General features: G+C 71.5%; 13 protein-coding genes. All 13 read left to right on the top strand.

The window, feature by feature from the left end; genetic code table 11:
* Positions 1–65 precede the first annotated feature (65 nt).
* The 13 genes from IEZ05_RS04310 to IEZ05_RS04250 all read left to right on the top strand — a co-directional run bounded on the left by IEZ05_RS04310 (position 66) and on the right by IEZ05_RS04250 (position 16151).
* The gene (locus IEZ05_RS04310; protein ID WP_189228648.1) at positions 66–1358 is read left to right on the top strand and encodes a homoserine dehydrogenase; all 1293 of its coding nucleotides are present in this window, start codon (positions 66–68) and stop codon (positions 1356–1358) included.
* Between the two features lie 6 nt (positions 1359–1364).
* Positions 1365–2423: a threonine synthase gene (thrC, locus tag IEZ05_RS04305; protein WP_189228647.1), complete on the top strand. Its 1059-nt coding sequence runs from the start codon at positions 1365–1367 to the stop codon at positions 2421–2423.
* Positions 2424–2831: 408 nt separating this feature from the next.
* Positions 2832–3761 (top strand): homoserine kinase, encoded by a 930-nt coding sequence (thrB, locus tag IEZ05_RS04300; RefSeq protein ID WP_189228646.1) that lies wholly within the window; start codon positions 2832–2834, stop codon positions 3759–3761.
* 411 nt (positions 3762–4172) lie between these two features.
* On the top strand, positions 4173–6224 hold the full coding sequence (rho, locus tag IEZ05_RS04295; RefSeq protein ID WP_189228645.1) for a transcription termination factor Rho: 2052 nt from the start codon (positions 4173–4175) through the stop codon (positions 6222–6224).
* Positions 6225–6395: 171 nt separating this feature from the next.
* Entirely contained in the window at positions 6396–8195 is a 1800-nt protein-coding gene (locus IEZ05_RS04290; RefSeq protein WP_229869567.1) for a trypsin-like serine protease, read from the top strand.
* Between the two features lie 216 nt (positions 8196–8411).
* Positions 8412–9557 carry an LCP family protein gene (locus IEZ05_RS04285; RefSeq protein ID WP_189228644.1) on the top strand — a complete coding sequence of 382 codons (1146 nt, stop codon included), beginning with the start codon at positions 8412–8414 and terminating at the stop codon, positions 9555–9557.
* Positions 9558–9722: 165 nt separating this feature from the next.
* On the top strand, positions 9723–9947 hold the full coding sequence (gene rpmE / locus IEZ05_RS04280) for a 50S ribosomal protein L31 (protein WP_018571447.1): 225 nt from the start codon (positions 9723–9725) through the stop codon (positions 9945–9947).
* Between the two features lie 106 nt (positions 9948–10053).
* The gene (prfA, locus tag IEZ05_RS04275; RefSeq protein ID WP_189228643.1) at positions 10054–11130 is read left to right on the top strand and encodes a peptide chain release factor 1; all 1077 of its coding nucleotides are present in this window, start codon (positions 10054–10056) and stop codon (positions 11128–11130) included.
* Positions 11131–11181: 51 nt separating this feature from the next.
* Complete coding sequence (prmC, locus tag IEZ05_RS04270; protein ID WP_161168806.1) at positions 11182–12027, top strand: peptide chain release factor N(5)-glutamine methyltransferase; 846 nt, start codon at positions 11182–11184, stop codon at positions 12025–12027.
* Between the two features lie 50 nt (positions 12028–12077).
* Positions 12078–12725: an L-threonylcarbamoyladenylate synthase gene (locus tag IEZ05_RS04265; protein WP_189228642.1), complete on the top strand. Its 648-nt coding sequence runs from the start codon at positions 12078–12080 to the stop codon at positions 12723–12725.
* Positions 12722–13399 carry an arsenate reductase/protein-tyrosine-phosphatase family protein gene (locus tag IEZ05_RS04260; protein WP_189228641.1) on the top strand — a complete coding sequence of 226 codons (678 nt, stop codon included), beginning with the start codon at positions 12722–12724 and terminating at the stop codon, positions 13397–13399. Before IEZ05_RS04265 ends, IEZ05_RS04260 begins: the two co-directional genes overlap by 4 nt.
* A gap of 78 nt (positions 13400–13477) precedes the next feature.
* On the top strand, positions 13478–14731 hold the full coding sequence (locus IEZ05_RS04255) for a serine hydroxymethyltransferase (protein WP_189228640.1): 1254 nt from the start codon (positions 13478–13480) through the stop codon (positions 14729–14731).
* A gap of 130 nt (positions 14732–14861) precedes the next feature.
* Positions 14862–16151 (top strand): MraY family glycosyltransferase, encoded by a 1290-nt coding sequence (locus IEZ05_RS04250; RefSeq protein WP_189228639.1) that lies wholly within the window; start codon positions 14862–14864, stop codon positions 16149–16151.
* The last annotated feature ends 35 nt before the right edge of the window (positions 16152–16186 follow it).

Raw genomic sequence — 16186 nt, 5'->3', positions numbered from 1 at the left:
CAGAAAATCCCGTCCGGTGCATGAGACTGGTCCCACCGTAGAAGGTATGAAGGAAACGAGGTCGGATGATGCGTACGCGTCCGCTGAAGGTGGCGCTGCTGGGCTGTGGAGTGGTCGGCTCAGAGGTGGCGCGCATCATGACGACGCACGCCGACGACCTCGCCGCCCGCATCGGGGCCCCGGTGGAGCTCGCCGGGGTCGCCGTCCGCCGGCCCGACAAGGTGCGTGAGGGAATCGACCCCGCCCTGGTCACCACCGACGCCACCGCCCTCGTCAAGCGCGGGGACATCGACGTGGTCGTGGAGGTCATCGGCGGCATCGAGCCCGCCCGGACCCTCATCACCACCGCCTTCGAGCACGGCGCCTCCGTCGTCTCCGCCAACAAGGCCCTCCTCGCCCAGGACGGCGCCGCCCTGCACGCCGCGGCGGACGCGAACGGCAAGGACCTCTACTACGAGGCCGCCGTCGCCGGCGCCATCCCGCTGATCCGTCCGCTGCGCGAGTCCCTCGCCGGTGACAAGGTCAACCGGGTGCTCGGCATCGTCAACGGCACGACCAACTTCATCCTCGACGCCATGGACACCACGGGCGCCGGGTACCAGGAGGCCCTCGACGAGGCCACCGCCCTGGGCTACGCCGAGGCCGACCCGACCGCCGACGTCGAGGGCTTCGACGCCGCCGCCAAGGCCGCCATCCTCGCCGGGATCGCGTTCCACACGCGCGTGCGCCTCGACGACGTGCACCGCGAGGGCATGACCGAGGTCACCGCGGCCGACTTCGCCTCCGCCAAGGAGATGGGCTGCACCATCAAGCTGCTCGCCATCTGCGAGCGGGCCGCGGACGGGGCGTCGGTCACCGCGCGCGTGCATCCCGCGATGATCCCGCTCAGCCATCCGCTGGCGAGCGTGCGCGGGGCCTACAACGCCGTCTTCGTGGAGTCCGAGGCCGCCGGGCAGCTGATGTTCTACGGGCCCGGCGCCGGCGGTGCGCCGACCGCGTCCGCCGTGCTCGGCGACCTCGTCGCCGTCTGCCGCAACCGGATCGGCGGCGCCACCGGACCCGGCGAGTCCGCCTATGCCGCGCTGCCCGTCTCGCCGATGGACGACGTCGTCACGCGCTACCACATCAGCCTCGACGTCGCCGACAAACCGGGCGTCCTCGCCCAGGTGGCGACCGTGTTCGCCGAGCACGGTGTCTCCATCGACACCGTCCGGCAGTCGGGGAAGGACGGCGAGGCCTCCCTCGTCGTCGTCACCCACCGAGCGTCCGACGCCGCCCTCGGCGGTACGGTCGAGGCGCTGCGCAAGCTCGACACCGTGCGGGGTGTCGCCAGCATCATGCGGGTTGAAGGAGAGTAACCAGCAATGACCCACCAGTGGCGCGGAATCATCGAGGAGTACCGGGACAGGCTGCCGGTCTCCGACAGCACGCCGGTCGTGACGCTCCGTGAGGGCGGCACGCCGCTCGTGCCCGCGCAGGTGCTCTCCGAGCGCACGGGCTGCGAGGTCCACCTCAAGGTGGAGGGTGCGAACCCGACCGGGTCCTTCAAGGACCGCGGCATGACCATGGCCATCAGCAAGGCCAAGGAGGAGGGTGCGCAGGCCGTGATCTGCGCGTCCACGGGCAACACGTCCGCCTCCGCCGCCGCCTACGGCGTGCGGGCCGGGATGGTCTCCGCCGTCCTCGTGCCGCAGGGCAAGATCGCGCTCGGCAAGATGGGCCAGGCCCTCGTGCACGGCGCGAAGATCCTCCAGGTCGACGGAAACTTCGACGACTGCCTCACGCTCGCTCGCGCGCTGAGCGACAACTACCCCGTGGCGCTGGTCAATTCGGTCAACCCGGTACGTATCGAGGGGCAGAAGACGGCCGCCTTCGAGATCGTGGACATGCTCGGCGACGCGCCCGACATCCACGTCCTGCCGGTGGGCAACGCGGGCAACATCACCGCGTACTGGAAGGGCTACAAGGAGTACGCCGCCGACGCGATCAGCACGAGGACGCCCCGGATGTGGGGCTTCCAGGCCTCCGGCAGCGCCCCGATCGTGCGCGGCGAGGTAGTCAAGGACCCGTCGACCATCGCCACCGCCATCCGCATCGGCAACCCCGCCTCGTGGGACTTCGCGCTCGCCGCGCGGGACGAGTCCGGCGGCGCCATCGACGAGGTGACGGACCGTGAGATCCTGCGCGCCTACCGGCTGCTGGCCTCCCAGGAGGGCGTCTTCGTCGAGCCCGCGTCCGCCGCGTCGGTGGCCGGTCTGCTGAAGGCCGCCGAGCAGGGCAAGGTCGACCCGGGTCAGCGCATCGTGTGCACCGTCACCGGCAACGGGCTGAAGGACCCCGACTGGGCCGTCGCCGGCGCTCCCCAGCCGGTCACCGTCCCGGTCGACGCGGCCACCGCGGCCGAGCGCCTCGGCCTCGTCTGAGCACGCGCCCGGCCTCGTCCGCGCACGCGCCCGGCCGGGCGCGTGCCGGGCACGCGGCGGGACGGCCCGGCCGTCCCGCCGACGGGAAAACGCGCCCCTCCCACCGGCGCGAACGGGCGTAAGCGACGCCCATTCGGGAAAGCCCTTAGCGGGGGGTGCACAGGGGGCTTACGACACGCATCGTGCGCCTCCTGTGCGCCCTGTGTCGCCACAGAACCTTCCTTCGATAGGCTGTACCGAACCCGCCCGCCGCATATGCCGCGGAACCGCGCTGTCTCCGCGGTCGGCAAGCGGCAGCGGTGCGGTCGCCCGTTCGGCAGGAAGCGGCGCCCCGGGGTTCCTGTACGTCACCGAATGCCGATCGAACGTCATTCGACCACCACGCAGCTCAAGGAGAGTCATCGAGCGATGGCCGGTCCAGCGTTCCGCGCCGCCGCCGTCCGGGTGCGCGTCCCCGCCACCAGCGCCAACCTCGGCCCGGGCTTCGACGCCCTCGGCCTCGCGCTGGGCTTGTACGACGACGTGGTCGTCCGGGTGGCCGACTCCGGGCTGCACATCGACATCGCGGGTGAGGGCAGCGAGACGCTGCCGCGCGACGAGAAACACCTCCTCGTACGCTCCCTGCGCACCGCCTTCGACCTCCTCGGCGGACAGCCGCGCGGCCTGGAGATCGTCTGCGCCAACCGCATCCCCCACGGCCGCGGACTCGGCTCCTCCTCCGCCGCCATCTGCGCCGGCATCGTCGCCGCGCGCGCGGTGACCATAGGCGGCGAGGCCCGCCTCGACGACGCCGCGCTGCTCGACCTCGCCACCGAGATCGAGGGCCACCCCGACAACGTGGCGGCCTGTCTGCTGGGCGGCTTCACCCTGTCCTGGATGGAGGCCGGCGCCGCCCGGGCCATCAGGATGGAGCCCTCCGATTCCATCGTTCCGGTGGTTTTCGTGCCCGGAAAGCCGGTCCTGACGGAGACCGCGCGCGGTCTGCTCCCGCGCACCGTGCCGCACGTCGACGCCGCCGCCAACGCGGGCCGCGCCGCCCTGCTCGTCGAGGCCCTGACCAGGCGCCCCGAGCTGCTGCTGCCGGCCACCGAGGACCGCCTCCACCAGGAGTACCGCGCGCCGGCCATGCCGGAGAGCGCCGCACTGGTGGAGCGGCTGCGCGGGGACGGCATCCCGGCGGTCATCTCCGGTGCCGGCCCCACGGTGATGGCGCTCGCCGACGCCGGCACGGCCGACAAGGTCGAGGCGCTGGCGGGCACGGACTGGGCGGCCAACCGGCTGAGCCTGGACCAGCAGGGCGCCAGCGTCCTGCCACTGGCGACCTCCGGTGACCTCTAGACGCGGACGGTTGCCGGATTTCGAGAGGGGGAATGTTTGTTGGATCCGGTAGTGTTAATCTCAAGTCTGCACCCGACCCCACCATGGCGAGGTGCCTCGTGTCCCCGTCCGGGACAGACATTCTTCCGGGAGCCCCCCAAGCCGCATTGTGTGCTCGACGTCGTACGTCATCAGTACGGCCGACACGGACACTGAGCGGCCCGCCGGGCACGCTTCGGAACCGGTGCGACCACACCGCGTGACACAGACACTGGGTGCCACGGCCAGGGGGAGCGCCATCACCAGATATCTCTTCCGCCGCTTAGGCGGACCACCGCCCCGGCACGGTTCACACAGCAAGGACCGAAGCCGGACAGCACAACCGGTCGCCGAGCCAGACAGGCCGACGTCCGCTCCAGGGAAGGACCCTTCGTGAGCGACACCACCGATCTGATGGGCGCACGTGTCGAGGAGACCGCTGCCGCGCCCGCCACGGACGCCTCCGCGCCTGCCACCGGTGCCGGCTCCCGGCGGCGCCGCGGTACCGGCCTCGAGGGCATGGTGCTGGCCGAGCTGCAGCAGGTCGCATCCGGCCTCGGCATCAGGGGCACCGCGCGGATGCGCAAGAGCCAGCTGATCGAGGTCATCAAGGAAGCGCAGTCCGCCGGGGGCGCCCCCGCCAAGGCCGCGCCCGCCGCGGACGCCGCCGGCGAGACCAAGCCGAAGCGCCGCGCCACCTCCCGGTCCCGTACGGGCGACGAGAGCGCCACCGCCGAGAAGGCGGCGAAGGCCGGCAAGGCCGACAAGAAGGCGGACAAGACGGCCGCCGACAAGGCCGTGGCCCAGCAGCAGATCGAGATTCCCGGCCAGCCGTCCCCGAAGGTCGCGCCCTCCGCCGACCAGTCGGGCGCCCCCGCCGACGACGCCCCCTCCGAGCGCCGCCGTCGCCGGGCCACCGCCGACGCCGGCAGCCCGGCCGCCACCGACACGGCCGTCGCCGAGGTCAGGAGCGAGCCGAGGAACGACTCCTCCGCGCAGCAGTCGCAGCAGAACCAGGGCGACGCCGGTGACGGCGCCGAGGGCCGCCGCCGCGACCGCCGCGATCGTGACCGCGACCGCGGGCGTGACCGCGACCGCCGGGGCAAGGGCGACGACCAGCAGCAGAACCAGGGCGGCGGTCAGCAGCGCCAGCAGCAGGGCGGCGGACGCCAGGACCGCGACCGCCAGCAGCAGGACGACGACGACTTCGACGGCGGCCGCCGTGGCCGTCGCGGCCGCTACCGGGACCGCCGGGGCCGTCGCGGGCGCGACGACATCCAGCAGGAGCCGCAGATCAACGAGGACGACGTCCTCATCCCGGTCGCGGGCATCCTCGACATCCTCGACAACTACGCGTTCATCCGGACCTCCGGCTACCTGCCCGGTCCGAACGACGTGTACGTCTCCCTCGCCCAGGTCCGCAAGAACGGCCTGCGCAAGGGCGACCACCTCACCGGTGCGGTGCGGCAGCCGAAGGAAGGCGAGCGGCGCGAGAAGTTCAACGCGCTGGTCCGCCTGGACTCCGTCAACGGCATGGCGCCCGAACACGGCCGCGGACGGCCGGAGTTCAACAAGCTGACGCCGCTGTACCCGCAGGACCGCCTCCGCCTGGAGACGGACCCCGGGGTGCTCACCACCCGCATCATCGACCTCGTCTCGCCCATCGGTAAGGGCCAGCGCGGTCTGATCGTGGCCCCGCCGAAGACCGGCAAGACCATGATCATGCAGGCGGTCGCCAACGCGATCACCCACAACAACCCCGAGTGCCACCTGATGGTCGTCCTCGTCGACGAGCGTCCGGAAGAGGTCACCGACATGCAGCGGTCGGTGAAGGGCGAGGTCATCTCCTCGACCTTCGACCGCCCGGCCGAGGACCACACCACGGTCGCCGAGCTCGCCATCGAGCGCGCCAAGCGACTGGTGGAGCTGGGCCACGACGTCGTCGTGCTGCTCGACTCGATCACGCGTCTGGGCCGTGCGTACAACCTCGCCGCCCCGGCCTCCGGCCGCATCCTGTCCGGTGGTGTCGACTCGACCGCCCTGTACCCGCCGAAGCGCTTCTTCGGTGCGGCCCGCAACATCGAGGACGGCGGCTCGCTGACCATCCTCGCCACCGCCCTGGTGGACACCGGGTCCCGCATGGACGAGGTGATCTTCGAGGAGTTCAAGGGCACCGGCAACATGGAGCTCAAGCTCGACCGCAAGCTCGCCGACAAGCGCATCTTCCCGGCGGTGGACGTGGACGCGTCCGGTACCCGTAAGGAAGAGATCCTGCTCGGCAGCGACGAGCTGGCCATCGTCTGGAAGCTGCGCCGGGTGCTGCACGCGCTCGACTCGCAGCAGGCGATCGAACTGCTCCTCGACAAGATGAAGCAGACCAAGTCGAACGCCGAGTTCCTGCTGCAGATCCAGAAGACGACCCCGACGCCGGGCAACGGCGACTGACGTCTTCGCACAGCACAGAGCCGCCCCCGTCACACCGGTGACGGGGGCGGCTCTGTGCGTTTTCTGTGAACAGATGTACGATCACGCCTTCGCGAGTGTGCGGCGCCCGGGGGGATCAACGGGCGCCACGCCGCTCGCCTCACCAATTTCTCATCTCCTGGGGGGACTTGAGTGCCTACATCCCTGCCCGCGTCCGGACGGACCCGCCGCCGCAGACGCGGCACGCGTCTCGCGCTGCCCACGCTCGCCGCCGGCCTCGCCGGGCTCGTGGCCGCCACGCTGACGACGTCGTCCGCCACCGCCGCCCCCACCGCGCCGGACCCGACGGTCCGGCCCGCCCCGAGGACGGTGCCGCAGGCCGAGCTGCAGCGGCGCATCGCGGGCGCCGTGGCCGGCGACGACAAGGCCGGCGAGCACGCCGGCCGGGCCCAGCGCAGTGACACCACCGGCGACGCCGCCGCGATCGACCCGAAGATCATCGGCGGCACGCAGACCGGCATCTCCACCGCGCCGTGGATGGCCCAGCTCTGGTACTACGACGACCGCGGCACCGCGGGCGAGAGCGACGACATCGGCTTCTTCTGCGGCGGCGCCGTCGTCGCCCCGACGAAGATCCTCACCGCCGCGCACTGCGTCAAGGGCTACAACTGGTACGCCAACGGCGCCGTCGTCACCGGCACCGCGCAGCTGGCCACGGGCAGCGACCTGCACGGCGGCACCGTGTCCGGCGTGTGGCGGCAGTGGAACCACCCGTCGTACAACGCGGTGACCATCGACAACGACATGGCCCTGCTGACCCTGCCGAACCCGGTCACGGCCAAGCCGATCCCGATGACGACGGCGAACGACACGGCCTCCTACCAGGCCGGGACCGCCGCCAAGGTGTACGGCTGGGGCCGCACCAGCTCCACCTCCGACGACATCTCCGACGTGCTGAAGACGGCCACGCTGCCGATCCAGTCGGACGCCACCTGCGCCGGCGCCTGGGGCGCGGACTATGTCAAGGGCCACATGCTCTGCGCCGGCGCACCCGCGACCGGCTCCGACGCGGGCACCGTCACGCCGTGCAACGGCGACTCCGGCGGCCCCCTGGTCGTCGGCGGCCGCATCGTCGGCGTCGTCTCCTGGGGCGTCGAGGACTGCGTCGCGAAGGGCGCGTACGGCGTCTTCGCCAAGGTCAGCACCTACGCCGGTGTCACCTACCCGCGGGTGGACGACACCGACCTCAGCGGCGACGGCCGCGCCGACCTGTGGCTGCGCCAGGCCTCCACCAAGGTGGGCTACTCCCAGAACTCCAAGGGCACCTCCTTCGCCGCCCGCGAGGCGTGGGGCGACTGGAGCGGCGTCAACCTGGTCGTCCAGGCCGACCTCGACCGGGACGGCTACCAGGACCTCGTCAGCCGCGACACCGACGGCAGCCTGGTCTGGTCGCACTACCAGCCCTCCAGCCAGTCCTGGGCGCACAAGACCCTCGCCACCGGCTGGGGCAGCCGCAAGCAGATCCTCGTGCCGGGCGACCTGACCGGGGACACCCTGACCGACCTGCTGTCGCTGGACTCCGCGAACACCCTGCTGCTCTACCCGGGCCGCGGTAACGGCACCTTCGGCAGCCCGATCCGGGTGACCACCGGTTTCTCCGCCTACAACCAGCTCCGCGGGCACGGCGACTTCACCGGTGACGGCAAGGCGGACCTGCTCGCCCGCGCCGGCAACGGCGACCTCTACCTGTACCCGGGCCGCGGGTCGGCCACCAGCGCCTTCTCGCCCCGGGTCAAGCTGCGGGCCTGGCCCGACGTCAAGACCGTCGTCTCGCCCGGCGACGTGACCGGCGACGGCAAGGCCGACGTCGTGGCCGTCACGAAGTACGGGAACGCGTACCTGTACGCCGGCACCGGCAAGGCCGGAACCGCGATCTTCGCCACAGCCGTGAAGGTCGGCAGCGGCTACAACAGTTACGACATCGTCAGCTGAAATCGCAGGTGACCGCGGAATTCGCGGTTCCGCAGGCGACTCTCTGTGCCCGGCGCGCCACGCGCCGGGCACAGTGCGTTGTGCAACCCTGTCCCGAGTTCCGCCGTCTGACGTACGGAGGGACGATGGTGAGGTACCGGCGGAAAACCGTCGGAGCCGCACCGACCCGACCCTGAGAAGCAGGGGGTAGCCGACCGGACGAGAACCGAGGAGCACATGTCCGCCGAGAGCATGCCGGATCCCGCCATACCCGGCCCCGGAGAGTCCCGCGCCGACGGGCCCCGCCGCCGGGGCAAGGGGCGCCGCCGCAAGCCCCGCGACAGAAGGCGCAAGGCGCTGCTCGCCATGGCCTGGACCGCCGCGGGCATCGTCGTCCTGGGCGGCACCGGCGCCGGAGTCCTGTACTTCAAGCTCAACGGCAACCTCACGAGCGTCGACATCGACCAGGCCCTCGGCACCGACCGGCCCGAGAAGGCAGACAACGGCTCCGAGAACATCCTCGTCCTCGGCTCGGACACCCGCTCCGGCGGCAACAAGCAGCTGGGCGGCGGCGCCGACGACGGCACCGCCCGCTCCGACACGGCGATGGTCGTGCACGTCCACAAGGGCCACAAGAAGGCCAGCGTGGTCTCCATCCCCCGCGACACCCTCATCGACCGGCCCGAGTGCACCGGCACCGACGGCGAAGAGCACCCCGCCGCGACGGACGTGATGTTCAACTCGGCCTACTCCACCGGCGGCGCCGCCTGCGCCGTGAAGACCGTCGAATCGGTCAGCGGGCTGCGCATGGACCACTACCTCGAGGTCGACTTCAGCGGCTTCCAGCAGCTCATCGACGACCTCGGCGGCGTCGAGGTCACCACCACCGAGGACATCAAGGACCCCGACAGCCACCTCGACCTGAAAGCCGGCACGCACCGGCTCGACGGCGAGCAGTCCCTCGGTCTGGTCCGCACCCGGCACGGCGTCGGCGACGGCTCCGACCTGGGCCGCATCCAGCTCCAGCAGGCCTTCGTCAAGGCCCTCGTCAACCAGGTCAAGGACATCGGCCTGCTCGGCAACCCCAAGAAGCTGTACGACGTCGCCGACACCGCCACCAAGACCGTCACCACCGACTCCGACCTGGGCTCGGTGAACTCCCTGATGTCCTTCGCGAGCGGCCTCAAGGGCATCGGCCCCGGCAACATGCACATGGTCACCATGCCGGTGATCTACGACCCCGCCGACGCCAACCGCGTCCTCGTCGAGGAGGCCAAGTCCCGGCAGGTGTGGGACGCGCTGAAGGACGACCGGCCGATCCCGGCGAGCGCGACCGCGGACACGGCCACCGGCCAGGCCAAGGACGTCGTGTCGGCGTCCTGAGCCGCCCGGCACCCGCAGGCGGCCGACGGCACCCGGGGAATAGATCCCCCGGCCCCCCGGTTTTGGGAGATGCGGCCGGTCCTGGCAGACTGGTACGTCGGCCCCGGTTCACGCTCCCGCATCCCGCGGCGGCGACCCGGCGCCCTCCCGAACCTAGGAGACACCTTGAAGCGCGACATCCACCCCGAGTACGTCGAGACGCAGGTCAGCTGCACCTGTGGCGCGTCGTTCACGACCCGCAGCACCATCGACTCCGGCACCATCCGTGCCGAGGTCTGCTCCGAGTGCCACCCGTTCTACACGGGCAAGCAGAAGATCCTCGACACCGGTGGCCGCGTGGCCCGCTTCGAGGCCCGCTTCGGCAAGGCTGCCGCCGGCTCCAAGAAGTAGCGAGCCACCGATCGCCGGTCCACGGCCGCACCCCCGGGCGGGGGGCGCCGGGACCGGCGTTTTTGGTCGCCCGCCTTCCCCTTCACCGCAGTAGCAGGAGCCCAAGATGTTCGAGGCCGTCGAGGAACTCGTCGCCGAGCACGCCGACCTGGAGAAGAAGCTCGCCGACCCGTCGGTCCACTCCGACCAGGCCAACGCGCGCAAGCTGAACAAGCGTTACGCCGAGCTCACCCCGATCGTCGCCACGTTCCGCTCCTGGAAGCAGACCGGCGACGACATCGAGACCGCACGCGAATTCGCCGCCGACGACCCCGACTTCGCCGCCGAGGTCAAGGAGCTGGACAAGCAGCGCGAGGAGCTCACCGAGAAGCTGCGCCTGCTGCTCGTCCCGCGCGACCCCAGCGACGACAAGGACGTCATCCTGGAGATCAAGGCCGGTGCGGGCGGCGACGAGTCGGCGCTGTTCGCCGGTGACCTGCTGCGCATGTACCTGCGCTACGCCGAGCGGGTCGGCTGGAAGACCGAGATCATCGACGCCACCGAGTCCGAGCTGGGCGGCTACAAGGACGTCCAGGTCGCCGTGAAGACCAAGGGCGGCCAGGGCGCCACCGAGCCCGGCCAGGGCGTCTGGGCCCGGCTGAAGTACGAGGGCGGCGTGCACCGCGTGCAGCGCGTGCCCGCCACTGAGTCCCAGGGGCGCATCCACACCTCCGCGGCCGGCGTGCTCGTCACGCCCGAGGCCGAGGAGATCGACGTCGAGATCAACCCCAACGACCTGCGCATCGACGTCTACCGGTCCTCCGGCCCCGGCGGCCAGTCCGTCAACACCACCGACTCCGCCGTGCGCATCACGCACCTTCCGACCGGAGTCGTCGCCTCCTGCCAGAACGAGAAGAGCCAGCTGCAGAACAAGGAGCAGGCGATGCGTATCCTGCGCTCCAGGCTGCTCGCGGCGGCGCAGGAGGAGGCGGAGAAGGAGGCCGCGGACGCCCGTCGCAGCCAGGTCCGCACCGTCGACCGCTCCGAGAAGATCCGTACGTACAACTTCCCGGAGAACCGCATCTCGGACCACCGCGTCGGCTTCAAGGCGTACAACCTGGACCAGGTCCTGGACGGCGACCTCGACTCGGTGATCCAGGCCTGCGTCGACGCGGACTCGGCGGCCAAGCTCGCCGCCGCCTAAGCACCGCCGCACCACCCGCACCGGACCACAGCTCAGCCCCGGAGGACCAGCGTGAACCTGCTGCTCGCGGAGGTGGCCCAGGCCACCCAGCGGCTGGCCGACGCCGGCGTGCCCTCGCCGCGCACCGACGCGGAGGAGCTCGCCGCGTACCTGCACGGTGTCAAGCGGGGCGAGCTGCACACCGTGCCGGACGCGGACTTCGACGCCCGCTACTGGGAGGTCGTCGCCCGCCGCGAGGCGCGCGAGCCGCTCCAGCACATCACCGGCCGCGCCTACTTCCGCTACCTGGAGCTCCAGGTCGGCCCCGGCGTCTTCGTGCCCCGCCCCGAGACCGAGTCCGTCGTCGGCTGGGCCATAGACGCCGTGCGCGCCATGGACGTCGTCGAGCCGTGCATCGTCGACCTGTGCACCGGCTCGGGCGCCATCGCGCTGGCGCTCGCCCAGGAGGTGCCGCGCTCCCGCGTGTACGCCGTGGAGCTGTCCGAGGACGCCCTGGTGTGGACCCGCAAGAACATGGAGGGGTCCAGGGTCGAGCTGCGCCAGGGCGACGCCCTGACCGCCTTCCCGGACCTCGACGGGCAGGTCGACCTGGTGGTCTCCAACCCGCCGTACATCCCGCTCACCGAGTGGGAGTACGTCGCCCCCGAGGCCCGCGACCACGATCCCCAGATGGCCCTGTTCTCCGGCGAGGACGGCCTCGACCTGATCCGCGGCCTGGAACGCACCGCGCACCGCCTGCTGCGCCCCGGCGGGGTCGTCGTCGTCGAGCACGCCGACACCCAGGGCGGCCAGGTGCCGTGGATCTTCACCGAGGAGCGGGGCTGGGCCGACGCGGCCGACCATCCCGACCTCAACAAGCGCCCCCGCTTCGCGACCGCCCGCAAGGCGCTGCCGTGAACGCCCCGATGACTTCGACCCCGCAGTACGTGTACGAGGAGGCCCGCTAAATGGCTCGGCGATACGACACCAACGACGCGACCGACCGTGTGACCGGTCTGCGTGAGGCCGCGTCCGCCGTCCGCCGTGGCGAGCTCGTGGTGCTGCCCACGGACACGGTGTACGGCATCGGCGCCGACGCGTTCTCGTCGGAGGCCGTCGGTGACCTGCTGGAGGCCAAGGGCCGCGGCCGCAACATGCCCAGCCCCGTCCTGATCGGCTCCCCGAACACCCTGCACGGCCTGGTCACCGACTTCTCGGAGAAGGCCTGGGAGCTGGTCGACGCCTTCTGGCCGGGCGCGCTGACCCTCGTCGCCAAGCACCAGCCCTCGCTGCAGTGGGACCTCGGCGAGACCCGCGGCACGGTCGCCGTGCGGATGCCGCTGCACCCCGTCGCCATCGAGTTGCTCACCGAGTTCGGCCCCATGGCCGTCTCCTCCGCCAACCTGACCGGTCACCCGGCGCCGGAGGACTGCGACGCCGCCCAGCAGATGCTCGGCGACTCCGTCTCCGTCTACCTCGACGGGGGCCCCACCCCCGGCAACGTCCCGTCGTCCATCGTCGACGTCACCGGCGAGGTGCCGGTGCTGCTGCGCGCGGGCGCGCTGTCGGCGGAGGAGCTGCGCAAGGTGGTACCCGACCTCGAGGTGGCGAATTGACGGCCCCTGGGACGGGGCGTGGCATAGGCATCGGGGAACGCGCCGCGGAGGTGACGACGACCTTCGGCTTTCCGCGCGACAGCTTCCGCATCCTCCACGTCAGCACGGGAAACGTCTGCCGCTCGCCCATCACCGAGCGGCTGACCCGGCATTTCGTGACGGAGCGGCTGGGCGTCCTGGGCGGCGGCCTCGTCGTGGAGAGCGCGGGCACCTGGGGTCACGAAGGCGCGCCCATGGAGGCGAACGCGGAGACGGTCCTCGCGGAGTTCGGCGCGGACACGGCCGGCTTCACCGGGCGTGAGCTGCTCGACGAGCACGTGATCCGGGCCGACCTGGTGCTGACGGCGACGCGGGACCACCGGGCGCAGGTCATCTCCATGGGGCACTCGGCGGGGCTGCGCACCTTCACGCTCAAGGAGTTCACCCGCCTGGTGAACGCCATCGACCCCGCGACCCTGCCGTCCCTGGACGAGGGCGTGGTCGCGCGTGCGCGCGCGCTGGTGCGCGCTGCGGCGGCTCTACGCGGGTGGCTTCTGGCGCCGACGGCGGAGGCGGACGAGGTGTACGACCCGTACGGGGCGCCGCTGACGTTCTTCCGGTCGATCGGGGACGAGATACACCAGGCGTTGGACCCGGTGGTCACGGCCCTGACCGGGGTCGCCGCGCGGACGTGACGCAGTAACTCGGGCATTCACGACTTTCCGGGCCTACATTGGTCGTACGTCACCGTCGACGCACGCCCGGAGCTCACCATGTCGGTCACCCACGCCCTCGAGGCCGGTCGCAGCATCTTCGAGGAACTGCTGCGGCAGGATCCCGAGCTGGCCGAGGTCCTGCTCGCCGAACGCCGCCGGCAGTCGACGACGCTCCAGCTGATCGCCGCCGAGAACTTCACGTCCCCCGCCGTGCTGGCCGCCCTCGGCTCCCCGCTCGCCAACAAGTACGCCGAGGGCTACCCGGGCGCCCGGCACCACGGCGGGTGCGAGATCGTCGACGTGGCCGAGCGGCTCGCGGTCGAGCGGGCCCAGGCCCTGTTCGGCGCCGAGCACGCCAACGTGCAGTCCCACTCCGGCTCCTCCGCCGTGCTCGCCGCCTACGCCGCACTGCTGCGCCCCGGCGACACGGTCCTCGCGCTCGGCCTGCCGTACGGCGGTCACCTCACGCACGGTGCGCCCGCCAACTTCTCCGGCCGCTGGTTCGACTTCGTCGGCTACGGCGTCGACGCGGAGACCGGGCTCGTCGACCACGACCAGGTGCGCACCCTGGCCCGCACGCACCGGCCCAAGGCGATCGTGTGCGGGTCGATCGCCTACCCCCGCCACCTGGACCACGCCTTCTTCCGCGACGTGGCCGACGAGGTCGGCGCCTATCTGATCGCGGACGCCGCGCACCCGATCGGCCTGGTGGCCGGGGGAGCGGCGCCCAGCCCGGTGCCGTACGCCGACATCGTCTGCGCCACCACGCACAAGGTGCTGCGCGGCCCGCGCGGCGGCATGATCCTCTGCGGGAGCGAACTCGCCGAGCGGGTCGACCGGGCCGTGTTCCCCTTCACACAGGGCGGCGCGCAGATGCACACCATCGCCGCGAAGGCCGTCGCGTTCGGCGAGGCGTCGACCCCGGCCTTCGCCGCGTACGCCCATCAGGTGGTCGCCAACGCCCGCACCCTCGCCGCCCACCTCGCCGCGGAGGGGTTCGTCGTCACCACCGGCGGCACCGAAACCCACCTGCTCACCGTCGACCCCGCCCCGCTCGGCGTCGACGGCAGGGCTGCGCGGGGGCGGCTGGCGGCGGCCGGGATCGTGCTGGACTGCTGCGCGCTGCCGCACGCGGACGTCCGGGGCCTGCGCCTGGGCACGGCGGCGCTGACCACGCAGGGCATGGGGGAGCGGGAGATGCGGACGGTGGCCACGCTGGTCGCGGGGGTGGTGCGGGGCGCCACGGACCCCGCCGCGGCGCGGGACGGCGTGCGGGACCTCACCGCGGAATTCCCGCCGTATCCGGGCTGAGGCGGGGTAGGGGCACACCTGTGCACAGCCACTCGTGCAACCATCGTCGCTACCCGGAAGTCCTCACTCATATGCGCGCATCGCTAGGGTGTGGGGCTGGGAATGGCCAGCGAGACCTGTGGGGAAGCCCGTGCGTGAATACCTGCTGACGCTCTGCGTCACGGCCGCGGTGACGTATCTGCTGACAGGGCCGGTACGGAAGTTCGCGATCGTGGCGGGAGCGATGCCGGAGATCCGGGCGCGTGACGTGCACCGGGAACCCACTCCGCGGCTCGGCGGGATCGCGATGTTCTTCGGGCTGTGCGCGGGCCTGCTGGTCGCCGACCACCTCACGAACCTCAACGAGGTCTTCGAGAAGTCCAACGAGCCGCGGGCCCTGCTCTCCGGGGCCGCCCTGATCTGGCTGATCGGCGTCCTGGACGACAAGTTCGAGATCGACGCCCTGATCAAGCTGGGCGGCCAGATGATCGCCGCCGGTGTGATGGTGGTGCAGGGTCTGACCATCCTGTGGATCCCGGTGCCGGGCGTGGGGACGGTGGCCCTGACCCAGTGGCAGGGCACGCTGCTCACCGTCGCGCTGGTGGTCATCACCATCAACGCGGTCAACTTCGTGGACGGCCTCGACGGGCTGGCCTCCGGCATGGTGTGCATCGCGGCGGCCGCGTTCTTCATGTACGCCTACCGGATCTGGTACTCGTACGGCATCGAGGCCGCCGCCCCGGCCACGCTGTTCGCCGCCATCCTCATGGGCATGTGCCTGGGCTTCCTGCCGCACAACATGCACCCCGCCCGGATCTTCATGGGCGACTCCGGCTCGATGCTGATCGGGCTCATCCTCGCGGCCGGCGCCATCTCGGTCACCGGGCAGGTCGACCCGGACGTGATGAAGCTGTTCTCCGGTTCCGAGCGCAACGCCGTGCACCAGATGGTGCCGGTGTACATCCCGCTGCTGATGCCGCTGACCATCATCGCCATCCCGGCCGCCGACCTGATCCTCGCGATCGTGCGGCGCACCTGGCGCGGCCAGTCGCCGTTCGCCGCGGACCGGGGGCACCTGCACCACCGGCTGCTGGAGGTCGGGCACTCCCACAGCCGCGCGGTGCTGATCATGTACTTCTGGTCGGCGCTGATCGCCTTCGGCGCGCTCGCCTACTCCGTCAACTCGGCGTCGATGTGGATCGTGCTGGGCGTCGTCTTCCTCAGCGCGATCGGCCTGGTGCTGCTCCTGCTGCCCCGCTTCACCCCCCGCGCCCCGCGCTGGGCCGAGCACTTCGTGCCGCCGCGCTACCGGCGCCGCAGGAAGGCGGCCGCCGAGGCGCCGGCCGCCGCGGACGAGGCGGAGGACCGCGTCCCCGTCGCCGCCGGTGTCTCGGGTGTCAACGGCGCGACCGCCGTCGGCCCCCGCTCGGGCACAAGGTAAGAATCTGACGAGAGCATTGCCAACTCGTGGTGGAA

The sequence above is a fragment of the Streptomyces flaveolus genome, from assembly GCF_014648815.1.
In the GTDB taxonomy this organism is placed as follows: Bacteria; Actinomycetota; Actinomycetes; order Streptomycetales; family Streptomycetaceae; genus Streptomyces; species Streptomyces flaveolus.
The sequence above is the reverse complement of the archived record's forward strand: the minus strand, read 5'-3'. Positions and strand labels throughout refer to the sequence as shown.